Genomic DNA, 21,687 nt, shown 5'->3' on the forward strand with positions numbered 1-21,687 from the left:
GAAGGGTTACCAGCGCGCGCCGAAGTGGCGGCGCAGTTCGTCGATCTGTGCGGCCGTGAGTTCGGCGGGCTTCGGGTCGGCGGACCCCCAGAGTTTCGCCGTTTCCTCGAGCTCTTCGAGCGTGGCCATCGCGGCGGCGGGGGTGTCGTGCCAGACGTTGGGGCCGAGCCGTTCGAGCATCACGGCGCGGATCGGCGTGCCCTGTGCGCCGCGTGCTTCGATCGCCTGCGCCACGGCTTCGGCTGCCTCGTCGGCGCCGGGCCGGTGGTAGGGGATGACCGGCACGTGCCCCACCTTCATCACGAAGTAGGGCGTGAGCGCGGGCAGCAGCTCCTCGTCTTCTGCATGCGGCTGCAGCGTGAGCGCCACACAATGCGTGCTGTGGGTGTGGATCACGCAGCGCGTCTGCGCGTCGAAGCGCGTGGCGGCCGCGTAGATGCGCCGGTGCAGCGCGATGGTCTTGCTCGCGCGGTCGCCGCCGGTCTGCACGCCCTGCGCGTCGAGCCGGGCCAGCCGCGCGGGATCGAGGAAACCCAGGCAGGCGTCGGTGGGCGTGATCAGGAAGCCGTCGTCGAGCCGCACGCTGATGTTGCCCGCGGTGGCGTGCACGTAGCCCCGCGCGAACAGGCTGCGGCCGACGCGGCAGATCTCGTCGCGTGCCTCGCTTTCGGTCATTGAGAAACCTCCGTGCTGCGCACTGCGGTGCGAGCTTGCTTGGGGCGGCCCGGCGCCGCGCTCATGGGAGGGCCTTGAAGGCCTTGGTGAAGAAGTCCGCGCTGCCGAAGTTGCCCGATTTGAGCGCGATGTGCAGCGGCGCGGCCTCGGCCAGCGCATGGCACCAGGGCACGCCCGGATCGATCTGCGCACCGATCTGCAGCTGCGCGATGCCCAGCGCCTGCACGCAGGCGCCCGAGGTTTCGCCGCCGGCCACCAGCAACTGGCGCACGCCGTGCTGCGCCACCAGGCCGCGCGCGATGGCCGCGAGCGTGCGTTCGACCATGGCGCCGGCCTCGTCCACGCCCAGCTTCGCCTGCACCGCCTTCACGGCCGAGGGCTCGGCGGTCGAATAGACCAGTACCGGGCTTTGCGCCAACAGCGGCGCGGCCCAGGCCAGCGCCTGCGCCACCACGTCGTCGCCGGCCATGAGTTGCAAGGGATCGATGGCGAAGGCCGGGCCACCGCCGTCGATGAAGTGCTTCACCTGCGCATTGGTCGCGACCGAGCAACTGCCCGACAACACGGCCCGCAGGCCGCCCGCGGGCGGCAGCGCGCTGGCACCGGCCGAGGGCGCGAGCCCGAAGTTGGCTGGCAGCCCGATCGCCACGCCCGAGCCCGCCGTGACCAGCGGCATGCCGGCCAGCGCCGGGCCCAGCCGCAGCAGGTCGTCGTTCGTGACCGCATCGACGATGGCCACACCCACGTCCTCGGCGCGCAGCACCGCGATGCGTTCGCGGATGGCCGCATCGCCCTGCGCCACCGTGCGGTGGTCGATCAGGCCGACCTTGCGGCGCGTCTGCGCCTGCATCACGCGCACCAGGTTGGCATCGGTCATGGGCGTGAGCGGATGGTCCTTCATGCCGCTGTCGCTGAGCAGCAGCTCGCCCACGAACAGGTGGCCCTTGAACACCGTGCGGCCGTTGTCGGGGAAGGCCGGCGTGGCGATGGTGAACGCGGTGTCGAGCGCGTCCATCAGCGCCTCGGTCACCGGCCCGATATTGCCGGCCGGCGTGCTGTCGAAGGTCGAGCAGTACTTGAAGTAGACCTGCTGCGCGCCCTGCGCCTGCAGCCAGCGCAGCGCGGCCAGCGACTGCTCGACGGCCTCCTGCGCGGGGATGGTGCGCGACTTGAGCGCCACCACCACCGCATCGACCTCGACGGCCAGCGGTCCTTCGGGCACGCCGATCACCTGCACCACGCGCATGCCGGCGCGCACGAGGTTGTTGGCGAGGTCGGTGGCACCGGTGAAATCGTCGGCAATGCAGCCGAGAGAGAGAGCTTTCATGCGGCAGAAGTCTATCGGTTCGACTCAGCTTCCGGCGCCCTGGCGAACCCTGTGGCTGGCGCCCATCCGGCAGGCCAGATCGAAGGCGCTGGTCATGGCCGTGGCCTGGGCCGTGCCCTGGCCCACGATGTCGTAGGCCGTGCCGTGCGCGGGCGTGGTCACCGGGATCGGCAGGCCGCCCTCGACCGTCACGCCGATGTCGAAGCCCAGCAGCTTGGTCGCGATCTGGCCCTGGTCGTGGTACATGGTGACGATGCCGTCGAGGTCGCCGCGGCGCGCGCGCACGAAGATGGTGTCGGCCGGGTAGGGCCCCAGCGCGGGGAAGCCCTGCGAGGCCGCGAGCCGGATGCCGGGCTCGATCACCTCGGCCTCCTCGCTGCCGTAGTTGCCGTTGTCGCCGTTGTGCGGATTGAGGCCGCACACGCCGATGCGCGGCTGCGCGGTGCCGGCCGCGCGCAGCGCGTCGCTCAGCATGCGGATCGCGCCGGCCACGCCTTCGGGCGTGAGCAGCGACGAGACCTCCTTGAGCGCCACGTGCGAGGTCACGCGCGCGGTCCACATCGGGCCCAGCACGTTGAACTCGCCGCAGGGGCCGCTGTAGTCGAGCAGCTTGGCGAACCAGCGCATCTCGTCTTCCTCGTGCATGCCGCCCATGCGCATCGCGCCCTTGTTGAGCGGCGCGAAGCACAGCGCGTCGGCCTGCCCGTCGGTGACCAGGCGCGTGCCCAGCGTCAGGCTGTCGAGGATGAAGCGGCCGTTGTCGGCGCTCGCGACCGAGGGCGCGAAGCGCGCGTCCTGGCCGGCCCATTCGACGAAGCGCAGGCGCTCGCCGGCCACGGGCAGCGGCACGCCGGCCGCGCGCGCGCCGGCTTCGAGCGCCTCGCGGTTGCTGATCAGCTGGATGTCGGCCTTGGCCGCGGTGGCCGGGTCGGCCAGCAGCCGGGCGACAATTTCGGGGCCGATGCCGGCGGGGTCGCCGATGGCCAGTGCGATGCGGGGAAGTGTCATGGTGGGCTCAGTCCAGCTTGATGTTGCGTTGCTTGATCAGGGCGCCGAAGCGCTGGTAGTCGGCCGCCTGCAGCTGCACGAACTGCTCGCGCGTCAGCGTCGAGGGCGTGCCGCCCAGCGCGCGCAGCCGGGTCTGCACCTCGGGCAGTTGCAGGGCCTTGTTGAACTCGGTCACCAGCCGGTCGAGCGCCGGTGCGGGCGTCTCGGTCGGCGTGTACATCGCGTACCAGGTGCTCATCTCGGCGTTCTTCAGACCCAGCTCGGCCAGCGTCGGCACCTCGGGCAGTTCGCTCGAGCGCTGCGGCGTGGTCACGGCCAGCGCGCGGAACTTGCCGGCCTTGATCAGCGCCATGGCCGAGGAGGTGGTGTCGAGCATCAGGTCGACCTGGCCCGCGAGGATGTCCGAATGGGCCTGCGAGCTGCCCTTGTAGGGCACGTGGACCATGCGGGTGTCGCTGGCGGCCATGAACAGCTCGCCTGCGATGTGCTGCACGCTGCCGATGCCCGAGGAGGCATAGCTCAGCTTGTCGGGCTTCGCCTTGATCTCGGCCAGCAGCGCGCGGAAATCCTTGGCCGGGTTCTGCGCGTTGACGATCAGCACGTGCGGCACCATCACCACCATGCCGATGGGCGTGAGCTGCTTCAGCGGATCGAAGCCCAGCTTCATCAGGTGCGGCGCGATCACCTGCGGCGAGTTGGTGGCCATCAGCAGCGTGTAGCCGTCGGCCGGCGCCTTCGAGGTCAGGTCGGCGGCGATGGTGTTGGCCGCGCCGGGCCGGTTGTCGACGATGATCGACTGGCCCAGGCCCTGGCCCATCTTCTCGGCGAAGATGCGCGCCACCACGTCGGTGCCGCCACCGGCCGAGGCGCCGACGTTGATGCGCAGCGGCTTGTTGGGAAAGGCCGCGGCCTGGGCGTGCGCCGCCAGCGGGACGGCGGCGGCGAACGCGAGAAGCGCGAGCGCGCGGGCGAAGGCGTGGGTCATGTGGGATGTCTCCTGTAGTGCGCGCACTGTAGGAGAGGCCGCGCGCCGCGGCCATCGCTCATTGCGCGACTCAGGATTCGCGGTTTGCGAATTCACCCGGGCACAGCATCGCGGCCACGGTCATTGCCGCCGAGGACATCGCAGCGGCCGGCTGGTGGCACAGCGTGAAGCGCCGCGCGGCCCAGTCGTCGTCGATGCGCAGGCGCCTGAAGGCCTGGCCGCCCGCGAAGCTCTGCGCCACCGCCTGCGGCATCAGGCCGATGCCGATGCCCTGCGCGATCATGGCCGTCATGCTGTCGAAGCTGCCCACGTGGATGCGCATGCGCAGGCTGTGCTGCGCCTCCGAGGCCATGCGCGCGAGCGTGGTCGAGATGGCCGAGCCCTGCGTCAGGCCGATCACGTCGTAGGGCAGGAAGTCCTCCAGCCGCACGCTGCGCCGCGCGGCCAGCGCATGGCTGGCATGCACCACCAGCACGAGCCGGTCCTCGTGGTAGTGCATGGCCGGCAATGCCAGGCCGCCCTGCGCGCTCTCGTAGATGCCCAGGTCGACCACGCCGCGGCTCACGGCCTGCAGCACGCCCTGGCTGTTGATCTCCTGCAGGTCGATCTTGATGCCGGGGTAGGCCGCGTGGCAGCGCTGCAGGTCCTGCGGCATGAACTGCAGCACGGCCGAGGTGCAGGCCGCGATGCGCACCACGCCCTTGTCGCCGTGGCGGAAGGCCTGTGCATCGTCCTGCATGCGCGACACCGCATGCGCCACGCTGCGCGCATGGGCCAGCAGCGTGCGACCCGCGTCGGTCAGCGCCATGCCGTGCGGCAGGCGCTGGAACAGCGGCACGCCGAACTGGGCTTCGAGTTCCTTCATGCGGCGCGAGGCCGCGGCCGGCGCCAGCGCGATGCGTTCTGCGGCGCGCGTGATGCTGCCCGACTCGGCCGTGGCGATGAACAGCCGCACCGTGGTCAGGTCGAAGTGCACCCGGCCGGGCACCGTGTCCGGCAGGGCGGCCGGGGCCGCGGGCTTCGCGGCGCGTGGGCTCACTGCGTTTTCGCGCCGGGCAGCGTGATGCCGGGGAAGATCTTGATCACCGCGCTGTCGTCTTCCTTGGCGAAGCCGGCGGTCGAGGCCTGCATGAACATCTGGTGTGCGGTCGAGGCCAGCGGCAGCGGAAACTTGCTCGCGCGCGCCGTGTCGAGCACCAGGCCCAGGTCCTTGACGAAGATGTCGACCGCTGACAGCGGCGTGTAGTCGGCCGCCAGCACGTGGGCCATGCGGTTCTCGAACATCCAGCTGTTGCCCGCGCTGTGCGTGATGACCTCGTACAGCGCCGCCGCATCCACGCCCTCGCGCAGGCCCAGCGCCATCGCCTCGGCCGCCGCGGCGATGTGCACGCCGGCCAGCAGCTGGTTGATGATCTTGACCTTGCTGCCCGCGCCCGCGCTGTCGCCCAGCCGGTAGACCTTGCCGGCCATCGCGTCGAGCACCGCGCCGGCCCGGGCATAGGCCTCGGGCCTGGCGGCCGACATCACGGTCATCTGGCCGCTCGCGGCCTTGGCCGCGCCGCCGGAGATCGGCGCGTCGATGTAGTGCAGGCCGGTGGCGTTCAAACGCTGTTCGAGCGCCACCGACCAGTTTGGGTCGACGGTCGAGCACATGACGAAGGTGCTGCCGGCCCGCATCGTGGCCGCGGCGCCATGCTCGCCGTAGAGCACGGCTTCGGTCTGCGCGGCGTTGACCACCACGCTCACGACGACGTCGCAGGCCGCGCCGACGTCGGCCGGCGTGGCATGGGCGACGCCGCCGCCCTCGGCGAAGGCCGCGGCCGCGCCGGGCCGCACGTCGCAGACGTGCACTTCGTATCCGTTGCTGCGCAGCGTCTGCGCGATGCCCAGGCCCATGGCGCCCAGGCCGATCAATCCGACAGTGTTCATGGCAATGCCCGCAGGCGTGCTGGTTCAGGAGGGCCTGACCATACCCCGAGGCCGCGCGCGCACCAACGGGACAAGCCCGTGGGCGACGGGGTTCAGAAGCTTCTCAGCGCAGCGTGAGCTTGGCGGCCCGCCCGATGCTCGCTGCATCGACGCCGAAGAAGTCGCGCAGCGCGGCGCGCGTGTCGCTGCGGCCGAAGCCGTCGGTGCCCAGCGTGAGGTAGCGCCGGCCCTCGGGCAGGAAGGCGCGCACGCTCTCGGGCACGGCGCGCACGTAGTCGGTGGCGGCCACGATCGGGGTCTTGCCCTTGCCCAGTTGCTGGGCAATGAAGGCGGTGCCGGCCTCCTCGCCGTTCAGCGCCCGTGCCTGGCAGGCGGCGCCGTCGCGCGCGAGCTCGCTCCAGCTGGTGACGCTGATCACCTCGGCCGCGATGCCTTCGGCCTCGAGCTGCTGCGCGGCCTTGACCACCTCGGTCAGGATCGCGCCCGAGCCCATCAGCGTGACCTGGGGCTTCTTCGGCTTCGACGACGATGCCGCATCGCGCCAGCCCTCGTAGCGCCAGCAGCCGCGCAGGATGTGCTCCGCCGCTTCGGCGGGCACGTCGGGCTGCGCGTAGTTCTCGTTCATCAGCGTGACGTAGTAGAAGACGTCGCGCTGCTCGACCATCATCTCCTGGATGCCGGCGTCGACGATCACCGCCATCTCGCCCGCGAAGCCCGGGTCCCAGGCCTTGCAGTTGGGGATGGTCGCGGCCACCAGGTGGCTGCTGCCGTCCTGGTGCTGCAGGCCTTCGCCGCCCAGCGTGGTGCGGCCCGAGGTCGCACCCAGCAGGAAGCCGCGCGCGCGCTGGTCGGCCGCGGCCCAGATCGCGTCGCCCACGCGCTGGAAGCCGAACATCGAGTAGTAGATGTAGAAGGGCAACATCGCCAGCCCGTGCACGCTGTAGCTGGTGGCCGCGGCGGTCCAGCTCGCGATCGCGCCGGCCTCGCTGATGCCCTCTTCCAAGATCTGGCCGTCGGTGGCTTCGCGGTAGCTGAGGATCGAGTCGATGTCTTCCGGCGCATAGCGCTGGCCCACGCTCGAATAGATGCCGACCTGCTTGAACAGGTTGGCCATGCCGAAGGTGCGCGCCTCGTCGGCCACGATCGGCACCACGCGCGGGCCCAGGGCCTTGTCTTTCAGCAGGTTGCCCAGCATGCGCACGAAGGCCATGGTGGTGCTCATCTCCTTGCCGTTGGCCGCCAGCGCGAACTGCGCATAGGCCGCGAGTTCGGGCTTGGGCACCACCGCGCACGCGGTCTCGCGGCGCGGCATCGCGCCGCCCAGCGCCTCGCGGTGCGCCTTCAGGTAGCGCATCTCTGCGCTGTCCTCGGCCGGCTTGTAGAAGGTCAGCGAGGTGGCCTGCTCGTCGGACAGCGGCAGGTCGAAGCGGTTGCGGAAGCCGATCAGGTCCGCGCTCTCGAACTTCTTGTGCGAGTGCGTGGTCATCTTGCCCTGGCCCGCGGCGCCCATGCCGTAGCCCTTCTTGGTGTGGGCCAGGATGACGGTGGGCTGGCCCTTGTGGGCGGCGGCCGCGGCATAGGCCGCATGGATCTTCACCAGGTCGTGGCCGCCGCGCTTGAGGCGGTCGATCTGCTCGTCGGTCATGCCCTGCGCGAGCTTCTTCAACTCTTCGTTCTGGCCGAAGAAGGAGTCGCGGTTGAAGCGGCCGTCCTTGGCCGCGAAGGTCTGCATCTGGCCGTCGACCGTGTGGGCGAAGGCGCGCGCCAGCGCGCCGGTGGTGTCGCGCGCGAACAGGCCGTCCCAGTCGCTGCCCCAGACCAGCTTGATCACGTTCCAGCCCGCGCCCGCGAACAGTTTTTCCAGCTCGTCGACGATGCGGCCGTTGCCGCGCACCGGGCCGTCCAGGCGCTGCAGGTTGCAGTTGACCACCCAGGCCAGGTTGTCGAGCTTCTCGCGCGCGGCCAGCGTGAGCGCGCTCATCGATTCGGGCTCGTCCATCTCGCCGTCGCCGAACACGCCCCAGACCTTGCGCTGGCTGCAGTCCTGCAGCTGGCGGTCGCTCAGGTAGCGCATGAAGCGCGCGTGGTAGATCGAGCTGATCGGGCCGATCCCCATCGAGCCGGTGGGGAACTGCCAGAAGTCCGGCATCAGGTAGGGATGCGGGTAGCTCGACAGGCCGCGCGCGCCGCTGCCCTGGGTGAAGGCGGGGGCGGTCAGTTCCTGGCGGTAGTGCAGCAGGTCGTCTTCGCTCAAGCGGCCTTCGAGGTAGGCGCGCGCATAGACGCCCGGCGCGCTGTGCGGCTGGAAGAACACCAGGTCGCCGCCATGGCGCTCGCTGTGCGCATGGAAGAAATGGTTGAAGCCGACTTCGAACAGGTCGGCCGCGCTGGCATAGCTCGCGATGTGGCCGCCGAGTTCGCCATAGGCCTGGTTGGCACGCACCACCATCGCCAGTGCGTTCCAGCGCATCAGCGAGCCCAGCCGCTCCTCGATCGCGAGGTCGCCGGGGAAGGCGGGCTGGGCGTCGACGCCGATGGTGTTGACGTAGGGCGTCGAAAGCTCCGGCTTCCAGCCGATGCGCTGCTGGCTGGCGACCTGGGCCAGCGCGTCGAGCATCTGGCGCGCGCGTTCCGGCCCCTGCGTCTGGGCCAGCGCGGTCAGCGCATCGCGCCATTCGGCGGTTTCCTGCGGGTCGGGATCGTGGGCGTCGGGGGTCATCAGGGCGTGCAACTGCGAGGCGGAAATCGGTGCATTCATAGCAGGCACTTTAGGATGCTACGCGCCGCATGAGCTGCCGTGAAGGGCCGCTTCTCGCAACGATGGCCGCATAAAATGCCGCAAAACTATTATTCGGCGGCATTTCATGAAACTCGATCCCATGGATCTGCGCATCCTCGACGAACTGCAGCGCGATGGTTCGCTGTCCAACGTCGAACTGGCGCGGCGCGTGCACCTCTCGCCCTCGCCCTGCCTGGCGCGCGTGAAGGCGCTGGAGGCGGCCGGCGTGATCGACCGCTACGTGGCGCTGGCCAGCGCGCAGGCGCTCGGCCTGGGGCTCAATGTCTTCATCTCGATCAGCCTGCGCACCCAGGGCAAGGAGTCGCTGGCCGACTTCGAGCGGCGCATCGCCGAGCACGACGAGGTGATGGAGTGCTACCTCATGACCGGCGACCGCGACTACCTGATCCGGGTCGCGGTGGCCGACATGGCGGCGCTGGAGAAGTTCATCATGGAACAGCTCACGCCCATCCCCGGCATCGAGAAGATCCGCTCGAGCTTTGCGCTCAAGCAGGTGCGCTACAAGACCGCGTTGCCGCTGCCCTGAAGCGCACGCCGCATCAGGCTCAGGCCTTCTTCTTGGCGCCCAGCGAAGGCTGGACCGGGTCGGCCGTGAGGTAGCCGACGGCCGCACCGAAGCGGTCCTTGTAGTTGGCGCGCACCAGCGGGTCCAGCGTGGGCTGCACCTTGGCATGCAGGCCGCTCCAGTCGCCCGCGTGCTGGAAGTTGCTCATGATGTAGGTCCAGCCGTTGAGTTCGTCGACCGCGTGCAGGCCGGTCGACTCGCCGCCCGCGGGGATCGACATCAGGCGCGAGAGCTGCTTGGTGTCGACGTTGTAGGCCCACAGGAAGTTGTTGACGTGGCTGCTGCTGTCCTCGCCGATGAACAGCGTGCGCATCTTTTCCGAGAACTTGAGGTTGTCGGGGTTGCCGACCTTGTCGGGGTTGGAGGTGTTGCCCAGCGCGTCGGCCGGCACGTCTTCGCCTACCAGCAGCGCATGCGTCTTGGTGGGCACCCATTCGCTAGCGATCGCCGCGCCGTCGGTGTCCTTCTGGCTGCCGGCCAGGTCGTGCGCCATCACGCCGCCGGCCGCGAGCTTCTTGGGCAGCGCGATGTTGGTCGCGGCCGTCCAGCCCTTGCCGCCCTGGATCATCGAGTCCTGGATGTTCTGCAGCGCCGAGTACGCCACCTTGTCCTTGATGTTGACGGTGGTGCCTTCCATCTTGGTGAAGGCCATGCTGGCGTTCTTGAGGTTGGCGTAGCGGTGCGTCTCGAGGAAGGCCGCGGCCTTCTCCATGCCCGGCTTCAGGCGCACCCAGTTGGCCTTGCCGTCGGCGTACAGCAGCGTGAAGCTGTTGTCGACCGGCGTGGCGGGGGTCAGCGGCACCGCGTCGGCCGAGCCGTTCTGCACCGCATAGACGATGTCCATGATGTCCGAGGCCTTGAGCGTGTTGGCCAGCTTCTCGATCTCGGCGCTGGTGGCGTGGCCCAGCTTGATCCAGCTCATCTTGGTGGCCGCGGCCGCCGGATCGATGGAGTAGCCCGCGTCGTAGCGCGCCACGTAGAGCGTGCCGGCCGAGAGGTCCTTCTCCTTGTCGGCGACGAACATGAAGAAGCCGCCGTTGGTGTAGTCGTCACCCATGATGGCGGTGCGGTTGTCGGGCATGACCTGGATCAGCTCGTGCGAGATCCGGCCCATGCAGTAGTGCTTCTTCACGCTGCCGGTGCCGTCCGGGTTCACCGTGACTTCGGGCAGGTGGCCGTAGTGGTACGGGTTGGCGATGGTCTCGCTGCCGAACACGTTCTTGCTGTAGGCCTTGAATTGCGCGCTGCCGGCGGCGACGTTGGCATCGGGCTCGTACTCTTCACTCGACAGGTGGGTGTTCCACGGCGACAGGCTGGCGCCGCAGGTGATCCACAGGCCGTGCGCGGGCGTGGTGTCGACGTTGTGGTACTTGACCAGGCTCAGCTTGCCGGTGGTCTGGTCCTGGTCGAGCGTGAGCACGGCGATGGGCGAAGGCAGGCGGCCGTAGGTGTCGTTGCCGGCCTGGTCGCGCGTGTTGTATTCGAACTGCACCACGGCGAACACGGCCTTGCCCTTGATGCCGGGCACGGTCGGGTTCGGCAGCGCGAGCAGCGAAGTGCCGTCGGGCGAATCGGAGAAGAACTGGCGTTCCTTGCCCGGCACCGACGCATCGACGATCGGCTGGTTGTAGATGTCGACATAACCGCCCGCGAGCACCGTGCCGCCCTTGCCGTCGGGCACCTGGTCGCCGGTGACGAAGAAGGGGCGGTAGGCCAGCTTGAACTCGGTGGCGCTGCCGTCGTCGTAGGCGATCTTGAGCGTCGAGCCGACGGTGGTGGTGGCCATCGCAGCGGGCGTGCTCAGCGTGGGCGCGGCCATGCCGGTGAAGGTCGCCGACACGTAGTTGGCCGCGGCCGGCGGCGTGACAGGAGGCGTGACCGGGGGCGTGACGGTGTTGTCGTTGCCGCCGCCGCAAGCGGTCAGGAAGGCGACGCCGCCCAGGGGCAGCATCGGCGCGGCAGAGAACAGCTTGAGGGCCTGGCGGCGCGAGGCGCGGAAATCAACGGGTTCGGACATGGCGATGTTCTTTGAAATCGTGGGGTGAATCGACGCGACGGCCCCAGCATTTCCCTCGGCCGCCGCACGCCACCGCACCTTAGGCAGCGCCCATGACATGGCCATGCCGTGGGCATGACAGAACGGTGACAAGCGCGATGTTCAAGCGCCGCGCACAGCGTGTGAATTCAAGACCAGGGACACCGCGGAACCGGCTTTGCCGGGCCGCCGGTGTCGCCCCCGGAGGGGGAAGGTGAAGCGACACGCAGTGCGCGAGCCTCCGGGGGGAGCCAAGTGCGCATCGGGGGTGGTCCAGAGACACCGCAGAACCGGCTTCGCCGGGCTGCAGGTGTCGCCCCCTTGAGGGGGAGGGCAAGCGGACACGAAGTGCCGCGCCGCCTTCGGGGGTGGGGCTACTTCGGCCAGAGCGCCCAAAGGCGCAGCGGCTGGTTCACCGTCGCCGCCAGCCTGCCGGCTTCGAGCCCGGTGCCCGCGAAGTAGTCCGCGCGCACGGCGCCCAGGATGGCGCTGCCCGTGTCCTGCGCCACCACGAGCTTCTGCAGTTGCACCGACGGCCCGGGCGTGGTCAGCCAGACCGGGGTGCCGTAGGGGATGCTGTCGCGGTCGACCGCGATCGAGCGGCCGGCCGTCAGCGGCACGCCCTGCGCGCCGCGCGGCCCGAAGGCCGCATCGACCTCGCTCAGCGTCTCTTCACGGAAGAACACGTAGCGCGGGTTGCTCCACATCAGCTGCGACACCCGCTGCGGGTTCTGTGCGACCCAGGCCTTGGTGTCGTCGGGCCAGCGGCTCACGCGGCCCGCGCCCTGGTTGATCAGCCACTGCTGGATGCTGCGGTAGGGTTGTTCGTTGGTGGCGGCGAAGGCCACGCGCACGGTGTGCTGCCGGCCGTCGGGCTCGGTCAGCCGCAGGCGGCCCGAGCCCTGGATGTGCAGCATCATCGCGTCGACCGGATCGGCCATCCAGGCGATCACGCGGCCGCGCAGCGCGGCCTGCGCCTCGGGCAGGGTCTCGATCTGCTCGCGCGTGAACCAGGGCCGTTTGGGCACCAGCCCGGCGGGCGTGGCGTGGATCGGCACGTTGAACTGCGCGGTCTGCTGGCGCGAGGCCTCGTAGACAGGTTCGTAATAGCTGGTGAGCTGGCCTTCGCTCTGGCCGGCCAGCGATTCCACGCGGTAGGGCTGCAGCCGCTCGGTCATCCACTGGCGCTGCGCGTCGGCATCCGCGATCGCGAGGCGCCGCACGTCCTGGCACAAGGGCGCGAAGGCGGCATTGGGGCGCGCGCAGTTCGACACCATCGCGTCCCAGCCCTCATGCGTGGCGTCGTCGTTGAAGCCCGGCAGTTCGGACCACGCCACGGGCACCCAGCGGCTCTTGGGATGCGCCAGCGAACCGGTGAGAGGCCCCAGCACCGGCGGCGGGCTGCTGCCAATGGGCGGGGAAGTCGTGGGGGGGATGCGCGTGCCGGTCGAGCAGGCAGCGAGCATTGTTACGATGGCCGTTACCACCAGCCACCGGAGTCCTTTTGTCATGGGTCTGATTTTGCTTGAAGCGCTCGGCGCCCTCGTGCTGCTCGTCTTCATCGTGTGGTGGACCATGTTCTCCGGCCGCAAGGGCGGCGAGATCGACCCGGGGCACAAGGCCGACGCGCCGGAAGACACGCCGCCCCGCGGCTGAATGTCACGCTTTCCCTGTCGGGCGAGGCCGCATCGTATCGTGAGGTAACTGCGGAATTGCTATGGATTTGGTAGCGGTTGGGCCTTTGAATTCATGGCTTTCAGGAGGATCGAATGCCCGGATGGTTACATGCCGAGACGTCCGCGGCGCCCATTGGGCCCTGCTTTCATCGGGATAATTGACCGGCATCCCGCGGCAGATCATGCTGCGGCGTCTCTCAACTTCGATCGAAGGAAACCGCCATGAAAAAACTCGTACTCGCCACTGCCGCATTCGCCGTCGTCCTGACCGGCTGCGCCGGCATGAGTGACACGCAACGCAACACCGGCATCGGCGCCGGCGTCGGCGCGCTGGGCGGTGCCGCCATCGGTTCCGTCACCGGCGGTCGTGCCGGCACGGGCGCGGCCATCGGTGCCGGCGTGGGCGCGCTGGGCGGCTACCTCTGGTCGCAGCGCATGGAGAACCAGAAGCGCGAGATGGAAGCCGCCACCCGCGGCACCGGCATCGGCGTGACGCAGACCGCCAACAACGAGCTCAAGCTCGCGATCCCGAGCGACGTGTCCTTCGACACCGGCCGCTCGGCCATCAAGGCCAACTTCGCGCCGGTGCTCAACCAGTTCGCCAACGGCCTGCGCAACAACCCGAACGCCGAAGTGCGCATCATCGGCCACACCGACAGCACCGGCAGCGACGCCATCAACAACCCGCTGTCGGTCGACCGTGCGGCCAGCACGCGCGATTACCTGATCGCCCGCGGCGTGCCCTCGAGCGCCTTCCGCATCGAAGGCCGCGGCTCGCGTGAGCCGATCGCCGACAACAACAGCGACGCCGGCCGCGCCCAGAACCGCCGCGTCGAGATCTACGTCGGCGAGCGCCAGGGCTAAATCCCGCGCAGCAGGTTGGCCAGTTCGACGGCCGACTTGACGTCCATCTTCTCGAACAGCCGCGCACGGTGGACTTCCACCGTGCGCACGCTGATCGACAGCTGATCGGCGATCAGCTTGTTGGGCAATCCCTCGACCACCAGCTGCATCACGTCACGCTCGCGATCGGTGAGTTCGCCGATGCGGTCGCGCAAGGCCTGACGCCCGGCCTGCGCGTGGACGGCCAGCAGCGAGGCGGCCAGCGCCTTCTCGATGCGGTCCACCAGCGCGTTGTCAGAGAAGGGCTTCTCGCAGAAATCGAAGGCGCCGCGCTTGACCAGGTCGACCGCGGTCGGCACGTCGGCGTGCCCGGTCAGGAAGATCACCGGCATGGCCTCCAGCAGGCCGCGCTCGGCCAGCCGGTCGAACAGCACCAGCCCGCTGGTGCCCGGCATGCGCACGTCCAGCAGCAGGCAATGCGGCTGCGGCAGGGGCGGCATGCTCGTGATGTAGGCCTCGAAGGCATCGGCCGAGGCGAAGGGCTCGCTGGCCAGCCGGCGCGAACGCAGCAGCCAGGCCAGCGCGTCGCGCACGCCCGCATCGTCGTCGACGATGAAGACCAGTCCGTCGATCAGGGGTTGCATTTCATCTTTCTCCAGGCCTGACGGCAAGTGGAATCAATACCAGGGACACCGCGGAACCGGCTTTGCCGGGCCGCTGGTGTCGCCCCCTTGAGGGGGAAGGCAAGCGGACACGAAGTGCCGCGCCGCCTCCGGGGGTGGGCCAGGGACACCGCGGAACCGGCTTTGCCGGGCCGCTGGTGTCGCCCCCGGAAGGGGGGAGGCGCCGAAGGCGCATCGAGGGTGGGCCATGCAGTTCAGGCGATCGGCAATGTGAATCGGAAAACGGTGCCGCGCGGACGGTGGGGCTCGAACATCAGCACGCCGCCGTGCTGCTCGACCACCGTGCGGCACAGGCTCAGGCCCAGGCCCATGCCGTCGGGCCGCGTGGTGAAGAAGGGCGTGAACAGGCGCTTGGCCACCTCGTCGCTGATGCCGCTGCCGATGTCGGCCACCGTGAACGCCAGCCAGTGGCGCATGTCGGCCGGCGCACCCTCGGCCCGCAGGCCGCCCGCACGGGCCACGCGCAACAGCAGCACGCGCTCGCGCAGCTCCGGCATGTCCATGGCCTGCATCGCGTTGCGCGCCAGGTTCAGCAGCACCTGTTCGACCAAGGTGCGGTCGCACAAGACCCGGGGCAACGCGTCTTCCAGCACCACGTCGATGCGCACGTCGAGTTTGCGGGCCTGCAGCCGCACCAGCGGCAGCACCGCATCGAGCAGCGCCTGCGGCGCCACGGGCTCGCGCGTGCGGTCGCGCCGGCGCACGAAGTCGTGCACGCTGCGGATCACCTGGCCCGCGCGGTCGGCCTGCTCGGCGATGCGGCGCACCGCCATCGCGACTTCGGCGTTCTCGCCTTCGGCGCCTTGCAGCAGGTTGAGCGATCCGGTCGCATAGCTGGCGATGGCGGCCAGCGGCTGGGTCAGCTCGTGGCTCAGCAGCGATGCCATCTCGCCCACGGTCGCGAGCCGCGCGCTGGCCTGCAGCCGCTCCTGGCTGGCGCGCGAGAGCTCCTCGACGCGGCGCTGCTCGCTGACGTCGATGAAGGCGCTCATCCAGCCGGTCTGCACGCCGTGGGCGTTGATCAGCGGGGCCTCGAAGATCAGCACCGGGAAGCGGGTGCCGTTCTTGCGCATGAACACCGATTCGAAGCCCTCGCGCGGCGGCAGGCCGCCGGCCAGCCGCAGGGTCTGGCGCTTCTGGTATTCGTGCGCCAGTTCGGTCGGCCAGTAGGGCGCTTCGCCGAAGCCGGCGCTGACCAGTTCCTCGGCGCTGAAGCCCACCATCTCGCAGAAGGCGGGGTTGACGTAGGTGATGCGGCCCTGCAGGTCGCGCGCGCGCAGGCCGGTGACGACCGAGTCTTCCATCGCCTTGCGGAAGGCCAGCGTGTCGGCCAGCTCGTTCTCGGCGCGCAGCCGGCGGCGCGTGTCGCGTGCCAGCAGCACCAGCACCGAGACCAGCGCGATCGAGATGGCGGTGACCAGCGCGGTCAGCAGGTTGGGGAACACATCGGGGGCGGCGCGCCAGCCGTCGACCCGCAGCACCAGCGCCGTGCCGGGCAGGTCGATCAGCTGCTGCGTGCTGAACACGCGGCTGCCGATGCGCCGCGCGGTGCCGACCGACGCGAGCCGCGTGCCGTCGGGCTCGGTCAGCGAGACTTCCTGGCCGCGCCGCAGCGTGGGCGCGACCAGCTCGGTGAGCATGTCGCGCAGCGCGTAGGTGGCGATCAGGTAGCCGCCGGCCTCGAGCGGCAGGCACAGCTCCATCACCTCGAGGCCCGCACTGTCGGGCAGCGCCACGTAGTGGCTCGGCGAATAGGCGGCACCGTCGAGCTTGTGCGCCGAGGTGCAGGCCAGCGCCACGTCGGTCTGTGCCGACTGGCGCGTGGTCTCGTCGAACATCGTGGTGCGATAGGGCGTGTCGGCCGCGGCCCGCGTGCGCAGCGCGCCGTCGCGCCATTCGAGCCGCAGCCACTCGCGATGGCCGCGCATCAGGGCGGCGGATTCGGTCGGCCAGCGCTCGGGGTTGAGTGCCGGCGCGCCCAGGGCGTGCAGGCTCTGCATGTTGTGCTGCAGGCCGGCGCGCAGGTCCGCGGCGGCATCGGCCGTGTCGCGGTCGAGCGCGGCCTGCACCTGCTCGGCTTCGTGCCGGCCGGCCAGCCACACCACGGTGGCGAGCAGCGCCAGCACCAGCACCGCCAGCAGCACCCAGAGGAACCAGCGCTGCCAGACCGAGCGCAGGCTCAGGAAGGCCTGGCCGCCGAAGCGCAGCGCCAGGCGCGTGGCGAGGTTCTCGCGCGGCACCGGGCGCGGCGTCTCAAGCGGCGGAGAGGACACGGTGGGAGAGTGCGGGGAGTTGCGCGCGTGCCGCGGCGGTGCGCGTGGCGTCGAGCTCGAACAGCACCACGCCTTCGCCCTGCGCGCGCTGTGCGACCACCGTGCCCCAGGGGTCGACGATCAGCGACTGGCCCCAGGTCTGGCGGCCGTTCTCGTGCGTGCCGCCCTGCGCGGGCGCCACGACCCAGGCCAGGTTCTCGATGGCGCGCGCACGCAGCAGCACTTCCCAGTGGGCCGAGCCGGTGGTGTGGGTGAAGGCGCTGGGCACCAGCAGCAGTTCGGCGCCGCCCTGCGACAGCGCGCGGTAGAGCTCGGGGAAGCGCAGGTCGTAGCAGACCGACAGCCCGATGCGCCAGCGGTGCCCGTCGCGCGAGGGCAGGTCGAAGCTGACGGGCTCGCTCCCGCGCGCGACCACGCGGCGCTCGTCGTAGTGCTCGCGGCCGTTGTCGAAGAAGAACAGGTGGATCTTGTCGTAGCGCGCCACGCAGCGGCCGTCGGGCGCGTAGGCGAGCGAGCTGTTGAGCACATGCTGGTCGTCGGTGGTCTCCAGCGGCAAGGTGCCGCCGACGATCCACAGGCCGAACTCGCGCGCCGCGTCGGCCAGGAAGCGTTGCACCGTGCCGTCGCCGGGCGCTTCGCGCAGCGCGAGCTTGTCGGTGTCCCTGGCGCCCATCACGCAGAAATACTCGGGCAGCACCGCCAGTTCGGCGCCGGCCGCCGCGGCCTCGGCCAGCAGGGCGTGGGCGCGGGCCAGGTTGGCTTCGCGGGTGATGGCCGACACCATCTGGATGGCTGCGACTTTCATGGCCGGTTCTCCTTCTGTGCTTCGTTCACGGGCGTGCTGCGGCGTGGCACCTTGGTGATCTTGGGGTCGGTCCAGGTGCCTTCGATCTGGAACTCCTGCGTCGCGGCGGCGGCCAGCGGCTTGCTCAGCAGCAGCTGCGCGAGGAAGGTGCTCAGGCCGATCACCGGGTTGATCGCGGTGGCGACCAGCGATGCGGTGCCCGCATTGATCTCGGGCACCACCACCACGCGCAGGCTCTGCGTTTCGCGCGCCAGGTCGGCCGAGCCGTCCATCAGCGCGGCGGCGTTCACGCCCTTCATCTGCAGGTTGTTGGTGCTGGCCACGCCGCGCAGGATCTTGGCGTCGCCGCGCACGAAGTCGAAGGCGAAGCCGTCGCTGAACACGTCGCGGAAGTCGAGCGTGAGACGGCGCGGCAGCGCCTGCAGGCTCAGCACGCCCAGCAGCTTGGCGAGCCCGGGGTCGGCCTTGAGGAACTGGCCGCTGCCCACGTCGATGTGCAGCTGGCCGTTGAGGCTGGGGTAGTCGAGCGACAGCGGCGAGCCCTGCCAGTCGACCTCGCCCTCGAGCCGGCCGCGGCCGCGCCGGATCACGTCCTTCATGTTGAAGCGCGCCAGCAATGCGCCGGCGTCGGCCATCTCGAGCTTGAAGTTCATCGCGGTGCGGCGCCGCGCCGCGTCGTTGCCGGCCCAGGTGCCCTGCGCCGTGAAGCTGGCCTCGGGCATGGTGAAGGCCAGCTTGTTGAGCCGCCACTCGCGCCGCGCGCCGCCGCGGTTGACCGCGTCGATCTCGGCCCGGCCCAGGTGCCGGCCCAGCAGCTCGAAGTCGTCGACCACGATGTCAAGCGCCGGCAGCGCATCGGGTTGCTCGTCGAGCAGCGACTCGACGTCCTTCGCTTCGCTGGCCGCGATCTTCAGGCGCGACAGCCGCGCATAGATGCGGCCGTCCTGCGACTGGCGGTATTCGGCATAGCCGCTGAGCTCGGTGGCGTCGATGTTGGCGCGCCACAGCGTGCCCTCACGCGAGCCGCCCAGCACCACGTCGTGCAGCGTGCGGCCGCCGCCGATGCCCAGTGCCTGCGCGCGCGCCGCCAGGGACGTCGGCAGGTAGGCCGAGGGGTCGCTGCCGCCGGTGCCGGTGCCGACCGCGTTGCCCGTCGCTTCGCCGAACAGCGCCTGCCAGGCCGGCAGGTCGAACTGGGCCAGGTGCAGCGTGGCCAGCACGCCGTGGTCGGGCGCGGTGGCGGTCTCGCCCTCGGGCAGCCCGACGCCGATCGCGCCCTGCAGCACGCGCGGCTCGGCGCCCGTGATGTCGCGCACGTAGTGGGCCGAGGCCACGTTCCCGAGGCCGAGGGCGATCCGGTCGTGCATCAGCGGTGCCGCGCCCGCCCGGGCCTCGCGCAGCACCACCTTCTTCTCGATCTGCAGCGGCATCGCCTCGTCGGCGCTCTTGGCCAGCGGCGCGGGCAGCGCCAGCGCCAGGCCCTGCAGGCTGCTGTTGACCGAGAACTCCGGCGTGCCGTCGCGCACCGACAGCGTGGCGCTGTAGCCGGTACCGCCGCCGGCCTTGGCGGCCACCCGGGGCAGCCATTCGACTTCGCGCACCGCGCGCAGGCCTTCGGCGGTCACGTTGCCCTGCGCCCTGAAGCTCATCTCGGGGCTGGCACCGGCGTAGCGCCCGCGGCCCTCGATGCGTGTGTCGCCCCCGGCCAGCCGGCCCTGCACGCCGCCCAACGTGAAGCCGGTTTCGGTGAAGCCCAGCGTGCCGCGGACCTGCGACACGGTCGGGGCTTCGGGCGCGAGTTGCAGGTCGTTGCCGGCCAGCACCACGGTGGACTGCACCTTGGCCTTGTCCATGTTCTCCAGCGGCAGGTCCAGCTTGAGCCGGTAGTCGGCGTTGCCGGTGGCGCGCACCCTGGCGATCGGCTCGGCCGCCTCGCCGGTCAGCGGCGCGCCGACCTTGAGCAGTTCGGCCAGCGGCCCGCGGGCCTGGGCATCGACCTCGAGCAGCGGCGCGTGATGCGCCATGTCGGCGATCTGCGCGTCGGCCTGGGTCACCTCGATGCCCGGCGCGCCCACCAGGCGGCCGCGCGCATTGCGCACGCGCATGCCCGAGCGCTCGAAGATCAGGTCGCCCGAGACGCCGGTGAGGCCCGGCCACGCGGCCGCCTTGCCCGACGCGACCAGGGAGGGCGGCACGTAGGCGTAGTCGACGCCCGACACCTTGGCCGAGATGCGGAATTCGCCTTCGCGCGGGTCGTTGAAGGGCACGTCCCAGAGGTCGCCGCGGACCTTGAAGTCGACCGTGCTGGCGCGGCCCTTGGTCACGCTCTGCTGCACGTAGTCGCGGGTGTGCTTGGGGATCTCCAGCGGCAGGTAGCGGAACACCCGCGTGCCGTCGGCGTTGGTCAGCTGGCCCTGCAGGTCGAGCACGCCGGGGTAGCGCGAGCGCCCGTGCGACACGGCCGGGTCGCTGGTGCGCCAGCTGGCGCGCGCCTCGCCCGTGGCGTCGGCGTTGGCGAAGCGCAGGTCGCTCACCTGCAGCTGCGCCTTGTCGCCGTCGAGCTTCCATTGCAGCTGCGCCGAGAGCCGGTCGATCGGGATCAGCGGCTCCTCGAACACGCCGGGGAATTCGAGCGTGCCCTGCGCGATCGAGAGCGTGGCCTTGCCGCCGTCCTGGGTGGCGTCGAACTCGACGCGGGCGCCGCTCAGGCCGGGCGTGCCCGGATGCGGCACGGCCGCAGCAGCCTGCGGTTTGGCGTCGGCGGGCGCCTTGGCCGGCTGCGAGGCCAGGCCGAGTCCGCTCACGCTGCCCGTGGCGCGGTAGTGGTGCGGGGCGTCGAGCGAGCCCTGCCAGCCGAGGTCGAGGCGCTCCACCACGCCGCGCGGCGCGTAGGTGGCGAGCGCCTGGTGCGTGGCGTCGCCGAGCGGCAGCCGGCCGGCGATCAGCGCCAGCGCGGCCAGGTCGAGCGCATCGGCCTTGAAGGCGCCGCGTTCGGGGCTTCGGCCCTGGGTCGGCGTGTGCTGGAACCACAGGTTGCCGCCGGGCCAGCGCAGGCCGTCGGCGGCGGTGAACTGCAGGGCCGTGGTGGAGAACTCGAGCGTCTGGTCGTTGAGGCGGCCCGCGAGGCGGCCGGTCACGCCGCGCAGCACCAGCGGCTCGAGCCCGGCGTCGAGCGAGGCGTCGATCTGGTCCAGGGCGAGGTCGGTGGCGCCGCCGACGATCTTGCCGTTGCGCACGTCGGCCCAGGCGCGCAGGCCGCCGCTGCCTTCGCGGATGCGGGCGTCGAGCGACACGTAGCGCCCGAGCCGGCGCACGTCAATGTGCGGCAGCTCGGCGTACATCTGGCCGGTCCAGCTGTGCCAGTTGCCGCGGCGCACCGACAGCAGCGGCTGGCGGAACTGGCCGCGCAGCGAGAAGCGCTCGCCCCAGCCCTCGGGCGGCGTGGCGTCCAGGCGCAGCGCGTGGCGGCGCCCGGCATTGCGCGCGACGAAGCGCACGTCGGTCAGCGTCAGGGGCTCGGCCTGGCGGCGTTCGTCGGTCCAGCGCACCGTGCCGCCTTCGATCACGAACTCGCGCTGGGCGAAAAACCAGTCGGCGCCGCGGGTCTCTCCGCTGGTGTCGGTGGACATGTCGAGCCCGGCCACGTGCAGCTTGCCCAGCGCATCGAGCCGCACCTCGAGCTGGGGTTTCTCGATGTAGAGCTGCTCGAAGTTGAGGTGCCACAGCGAGCGTGGCGAGACGCTGGCCACCACCCGCACCAGCCGCAGCGCTTCGCGCTGCTGGGCGTCGAGCAGCACCACGTCGCGCAGCTCGAGCACGGGAAACAGGGTGCCGGATCGTGCGCTGATCTCGCCGATGCGCACCGGTACCCCGACGGCACGGGAGGCCTGCGCCTCGATGGCTTCACGGTAGTCGCCGATTCGCGGCACAATCCAGCCGTGTAGGACAACGACCGCCAAGGCGAACAACGACCACGCGGCAATCAACAGACCCAGCAGCCATCTCGCCATGACAGCGGTGAACTTGAGCAGCTTGGAAGGATGGGACGCCGTGTCGTTCATTGAGGATCGCGCTGTGCAGGAA

16 protein-coding genes are annotated in these 21,687 nt (G+C 70.3%); 3 read left to right on the plus strand and 13 right to left on the minus strand.

Annotated elements, in window-relative coordinates:
- Nucleotides 1-6 precede the first annotated feature (6 nt).
- The 7 genes from K0H49_RS17670 to mdeB all read right to left on the minus strand — a co-directional run bounded on the left by K0H49_RS17670 (nt 7) and on the right by mdeB (nt 8,682).
- Entirely contained in the window at nt 7-675 is a 669-nt protein-coding gene (locus K0H49_RS17670) for a class II aldolase/adducin family protein (protein ID WP_219215183.1), read from the minus strand.
- Between the two features lie 61 nt (nt 676-736).
- Entirely contained in the window at nt 737-2,002 is a 1,266-nt protein-coding gene (gene otnK / locus K0H49_RS17675) for a 3-oxo-tetronate kinase (RefSeq protein ID WP_219215185.1), read from the minus strand.
- Between the two features lie 24 nt (nt 2,003-2,026).
- The gene (locus tag K0H49_RS17680) at nt 2,027-3,010 is read right to left on the minus strand and encodes a 4-hydroxythreonine-4-phosphate dehydrogenase PdxA (protein ID WP_219215188.1); all 984 of its coding nucleotides are present in this window, start codon (nt 3,008-3,010) and stop codon (nt 2,027-2,029) included.
- 7 nt (nt 3,011-3,017) lie between these two features.
- The gene (locus K0H49_RS17685; RefSeq protein WP_219215189.1) at nt 3,018-3,995 is read right to left on the minus strand and encodes a Bug family tripartite tricarboxylate transporter substrate binding protein; all 978 of its coding nucleotides are present in this window, start codon (nt 3,993-3,995) and stop codon (nt 3,018-3,020) included.
- Nucleotides 3,996-4,065: 70 nt separating this feature from the next.
- Nucleotides 4,066-5,034 (minus strand): LysR family transcriptional regulator, encoded by a 969-nt coding sequence (locus K0H49_RS17690; RefSeq protein ID WP_374122373.1) that lies wholly within the window; start codon nt 5,032-5,034, stop codon nt 4,066-4,068.
- Nucleotides 5,031-5,924, minus strand: a complete 894-nt coding sequence (ltnD, locus tag K0H49_RS17695) for an L-threonate dehydrogenase (RefSeq protein ID WP_219215191.1) — start codon at nt 5,922-5,924, stop codon at nt 5,031-5,033. Before ltnD ends, K0H49_RS17690 begins: the two co-directional genes overlap by 4 nt.
- Before the next feature lie 103 nt (nt 5,925-6,027).
- Nucleotides 6,028-8,682, minus strand: coding sequence for an alpha-ketoglutarate dehydrogenase (gene mdeB, locus K0H49_RS17700; protein WP_219215193.1), 2,655 nt, complete (start codon nt 8,680-8,682; stop codon nt 6,028-6,030).
- A 106-nt stretch (nt 8,683-8,788) separates the two neighbouring features.
- Between mdeB and K0H49_RS17705 the strand changes: the two genes are divergently transcribed.
- Nucleotides 8,789-9,250 (plus strand): Lrp/AsnC family transcriptional regulator, encoded by a 462-nt coding sequence (locus tag K0H49_RS17705; protein WP_219215195.1) that lies wholly within the window; start codon nt 8,789-8,791, stop codon nt 9,248-9,250.
- 19 nt (nt 9,251-9,269) lie between these two features.
- On the opposite strand, the gene K0H49_RS17710 is transcribed toward K0H49_RS17705, so the two are convergent.
- Complete coding sequence (locus tag K0H49_RS17710; RefSeq protein ID WP_219215198.1) at nt 9,270-11,306, minus strand: PhoX family protein; 2,037 nt, start codon at nt 11,304-11,306, stop codon at nt 9,270-9,272.
- A 392-nt stretch (nt 11,307-11,698) separates the two neighbouring features.
- Entirely contained in the window at nt 11,699-12,835 is a 1,137-nt protein-coding gene (gene mltA, locus K0H49_RS17715) for a murein transglycosylase A (protein WP_219215202.1), read from the minus strand.
- On the opposite strand from mltA, the gene K0H49_RS17720 reads away from it, so the two are divergent.
- Nucleotides 12,834-12,980, plus strand: coding sequence for a hypothetical protein (locus tag K0H49_RS17720; protein WP_219215205.1), 147 nt, complete (start codon nt 12,834-12,836; stop codon nt 12,978-12,980). The genes mltA and K0H49_RS17720 overlap by 2 nt on opposite strands.
- A 242-nt stretch (nt 12,981-13,222) precedes the next feature.
- Nucleotides 13,223-13,864 carry an OmpA family protein gene (locus tag K0H49_RS17725; RefSeq protein WP_219215208.1) on the plus strand — a complete coding sequence of 214 codons (642 nt, stop codon included), beginning with the start codon at nt 13,223-13,225 and terminating at the stop codon, nt 13,862-13,864.
- On the opposite strand, the gene K0H49_RS17730 is transcribed toward K0H49_RS17725, so the two are convergent.
- The 4 genes from K0H49_RS17730 to K0H49_RS17745 form a co-directional block, all read right to left on the minus strand.
- Complete coding sequence (locus tag K0H49_RS17730) at nt 13,861-14,487, minus strand: response regulator transcription factor (RefSeq protein ID WP_219215211.1); 627 nt, start codon at nt 14,485-14,487, stop codon at nt 13,861-13,863. The two genes, K0H49_RS17725 and K0H49_RS17730, sit on opposite strands and share 4 nt — an antisense overlap.
- Before the next feature lie 233 nt (nt 14,488-14,720).
- On the minus strand, nt 14,721-16,739 hold the full coding sequence (locus tag K0H49_RS17735; protein WP_219215527.1) for a two-component system sensor histidine kinase NtrB: 2,019 nt from the start codon (nt 16,737-16,739) through the stop codon (nt 14,721-14,723).
- 40 nt (nt 16,740-16,779) lie between these two features.
- Nucleotides 16,780-17,604 carry a carbon-nitrogen hydrolase family protein gene (locus K0H49_RS17740; protein ID WP_219215214.1) on the minus strand — a complete coding sequence of 275 codons (825 nt, stop codon included), beginning with the start codon at nt 17,602-17,604 and terminating at the stop codon, nt 16,780-16,782.
- On the minus strand, nt 17,601-21,665 hold the full coding sequence (locus K0H49_RS17745) for a YhdP family protein (protein WP_219215216.1): 4,065 nt from the start codon (nt 21,663-21,665) through the stop codon (nt 17,601-17,603). The genes K0H49_RS17740 and K0H49_RS17745 overlap by 4 nt, the downstream gene beginning before the upstream one ends.
- Between the last annotated feature and the right edge of the window lie 22 nt (nt 21,666-21,687).

Origin of the sequence: Variovorax boronicumulans (assembly GCF_019352895.1) — a bacterium.
GTDB classification, from domain to species: Bacteria; Pseudomonadota; Gammaproteobacteria; order Burkholderiales; family Burkholderiaceae_C; genus Variovorax; species Variovorax boronicumulans_A.

Bases quoted from the DNA above. Each gene is read 5' to 3' on its own strand.
- K0H49_RS17670 (WP_219215183.1), bottom strand. From the start codon at position 675: ATGACCGAAAGCGAGGCACGCGACGAGATCTGCCGCGTCGGCCGCAGC.
- otnK (WP_219215185.1), bottom strand. From the start codon at position 2,002: ATGAAAGCTCTCTCTCTCGGCTGCATTGCCGACGATTTCACCGGTGCC.
- K0H49_RS17680 (WP_219215188.1), bottom strand. From the start codon at position 3,010: ATGACACTTCCCCGCATCGCACTGGCCATCGGCGACCCCGCCGGCATC.
- K0H49_RS17685 (WP_219215189.1), bottom strand. From the start codon at position 3,995: ATGACCCACGCCTTCGCCCGCGCGCTCGCGCTTCTCGCGTTCGCCGCC.
- ltnD (WP_219215191.1), bottom strand. From the start codon at position 5,924: ATGAACACTGTCGGATTGATCGGCCTGGGCGCCATGGGCCTGGGCATC.
- mdeB (WP_219215193.1), bottom strand. From the start codon at position 8,682: ATGAATGCACCGATTTCCGCCTCGCAGTTGCACGCCCTGATGACCCCC.
- K0H49_RS17705 (WP_219215195.1), top strand. From the start codon at position 8,789: ATGAAACTCGATCCCATGGATCTGCGCATCCTCGACGAACTGCAGCGC.
- K0H49_RS17710 (WP_219215198.1), bottom strand. From the start codon at position 11,306: ATGTCCGAACCCGTTGATTTCCGCGCCTCGCGCCGCCAGGCCCTCAAG.
- K0H49_RS17720 (WP_219215205.1), top strand. From the start codon at position 12,834: ATGGGTCTGATTTTGCTTGAAGCGCTCGGCGCCCTCGTGCTGCTCGTC.
- mltA (WP_219215202.1), bottom strand. From the start codon at position 12,835: ATGACAAAAGGACTCCGGTGGCTGGTGGTAACGGCCATCGTAACAATG.
- K0H49_RS17725 (WP_219215208.1), top strand. From the start codon at position 13,223: ATGAAAAAACTCGTACTCGCCACTGCCGCATTCGCCGTCGTCCTGACC.
- K0H49_RS17730 (WP_219215211.1), bottom strand. From the start codon at position 14,487: ATGCAACCCCTGATCGACGGACTGGTCTTCATCGTCGACGACGATGCG.
- K0H49_RS17740 (WP_219215214.1), bottom strand. From the start codon at position 17,604: ATGAAAGTCGCAGCCATCCAGATGGTGTCGGCCATCACCCGCGAAGCC.
- K0H49_RS17745 (WP_219215216.1), bottom strand. From the start codon at position 21,665: ATGAACGACACGGCGTCCCATCCTTCCAAGCTGCTCAAGTTCACCGCT.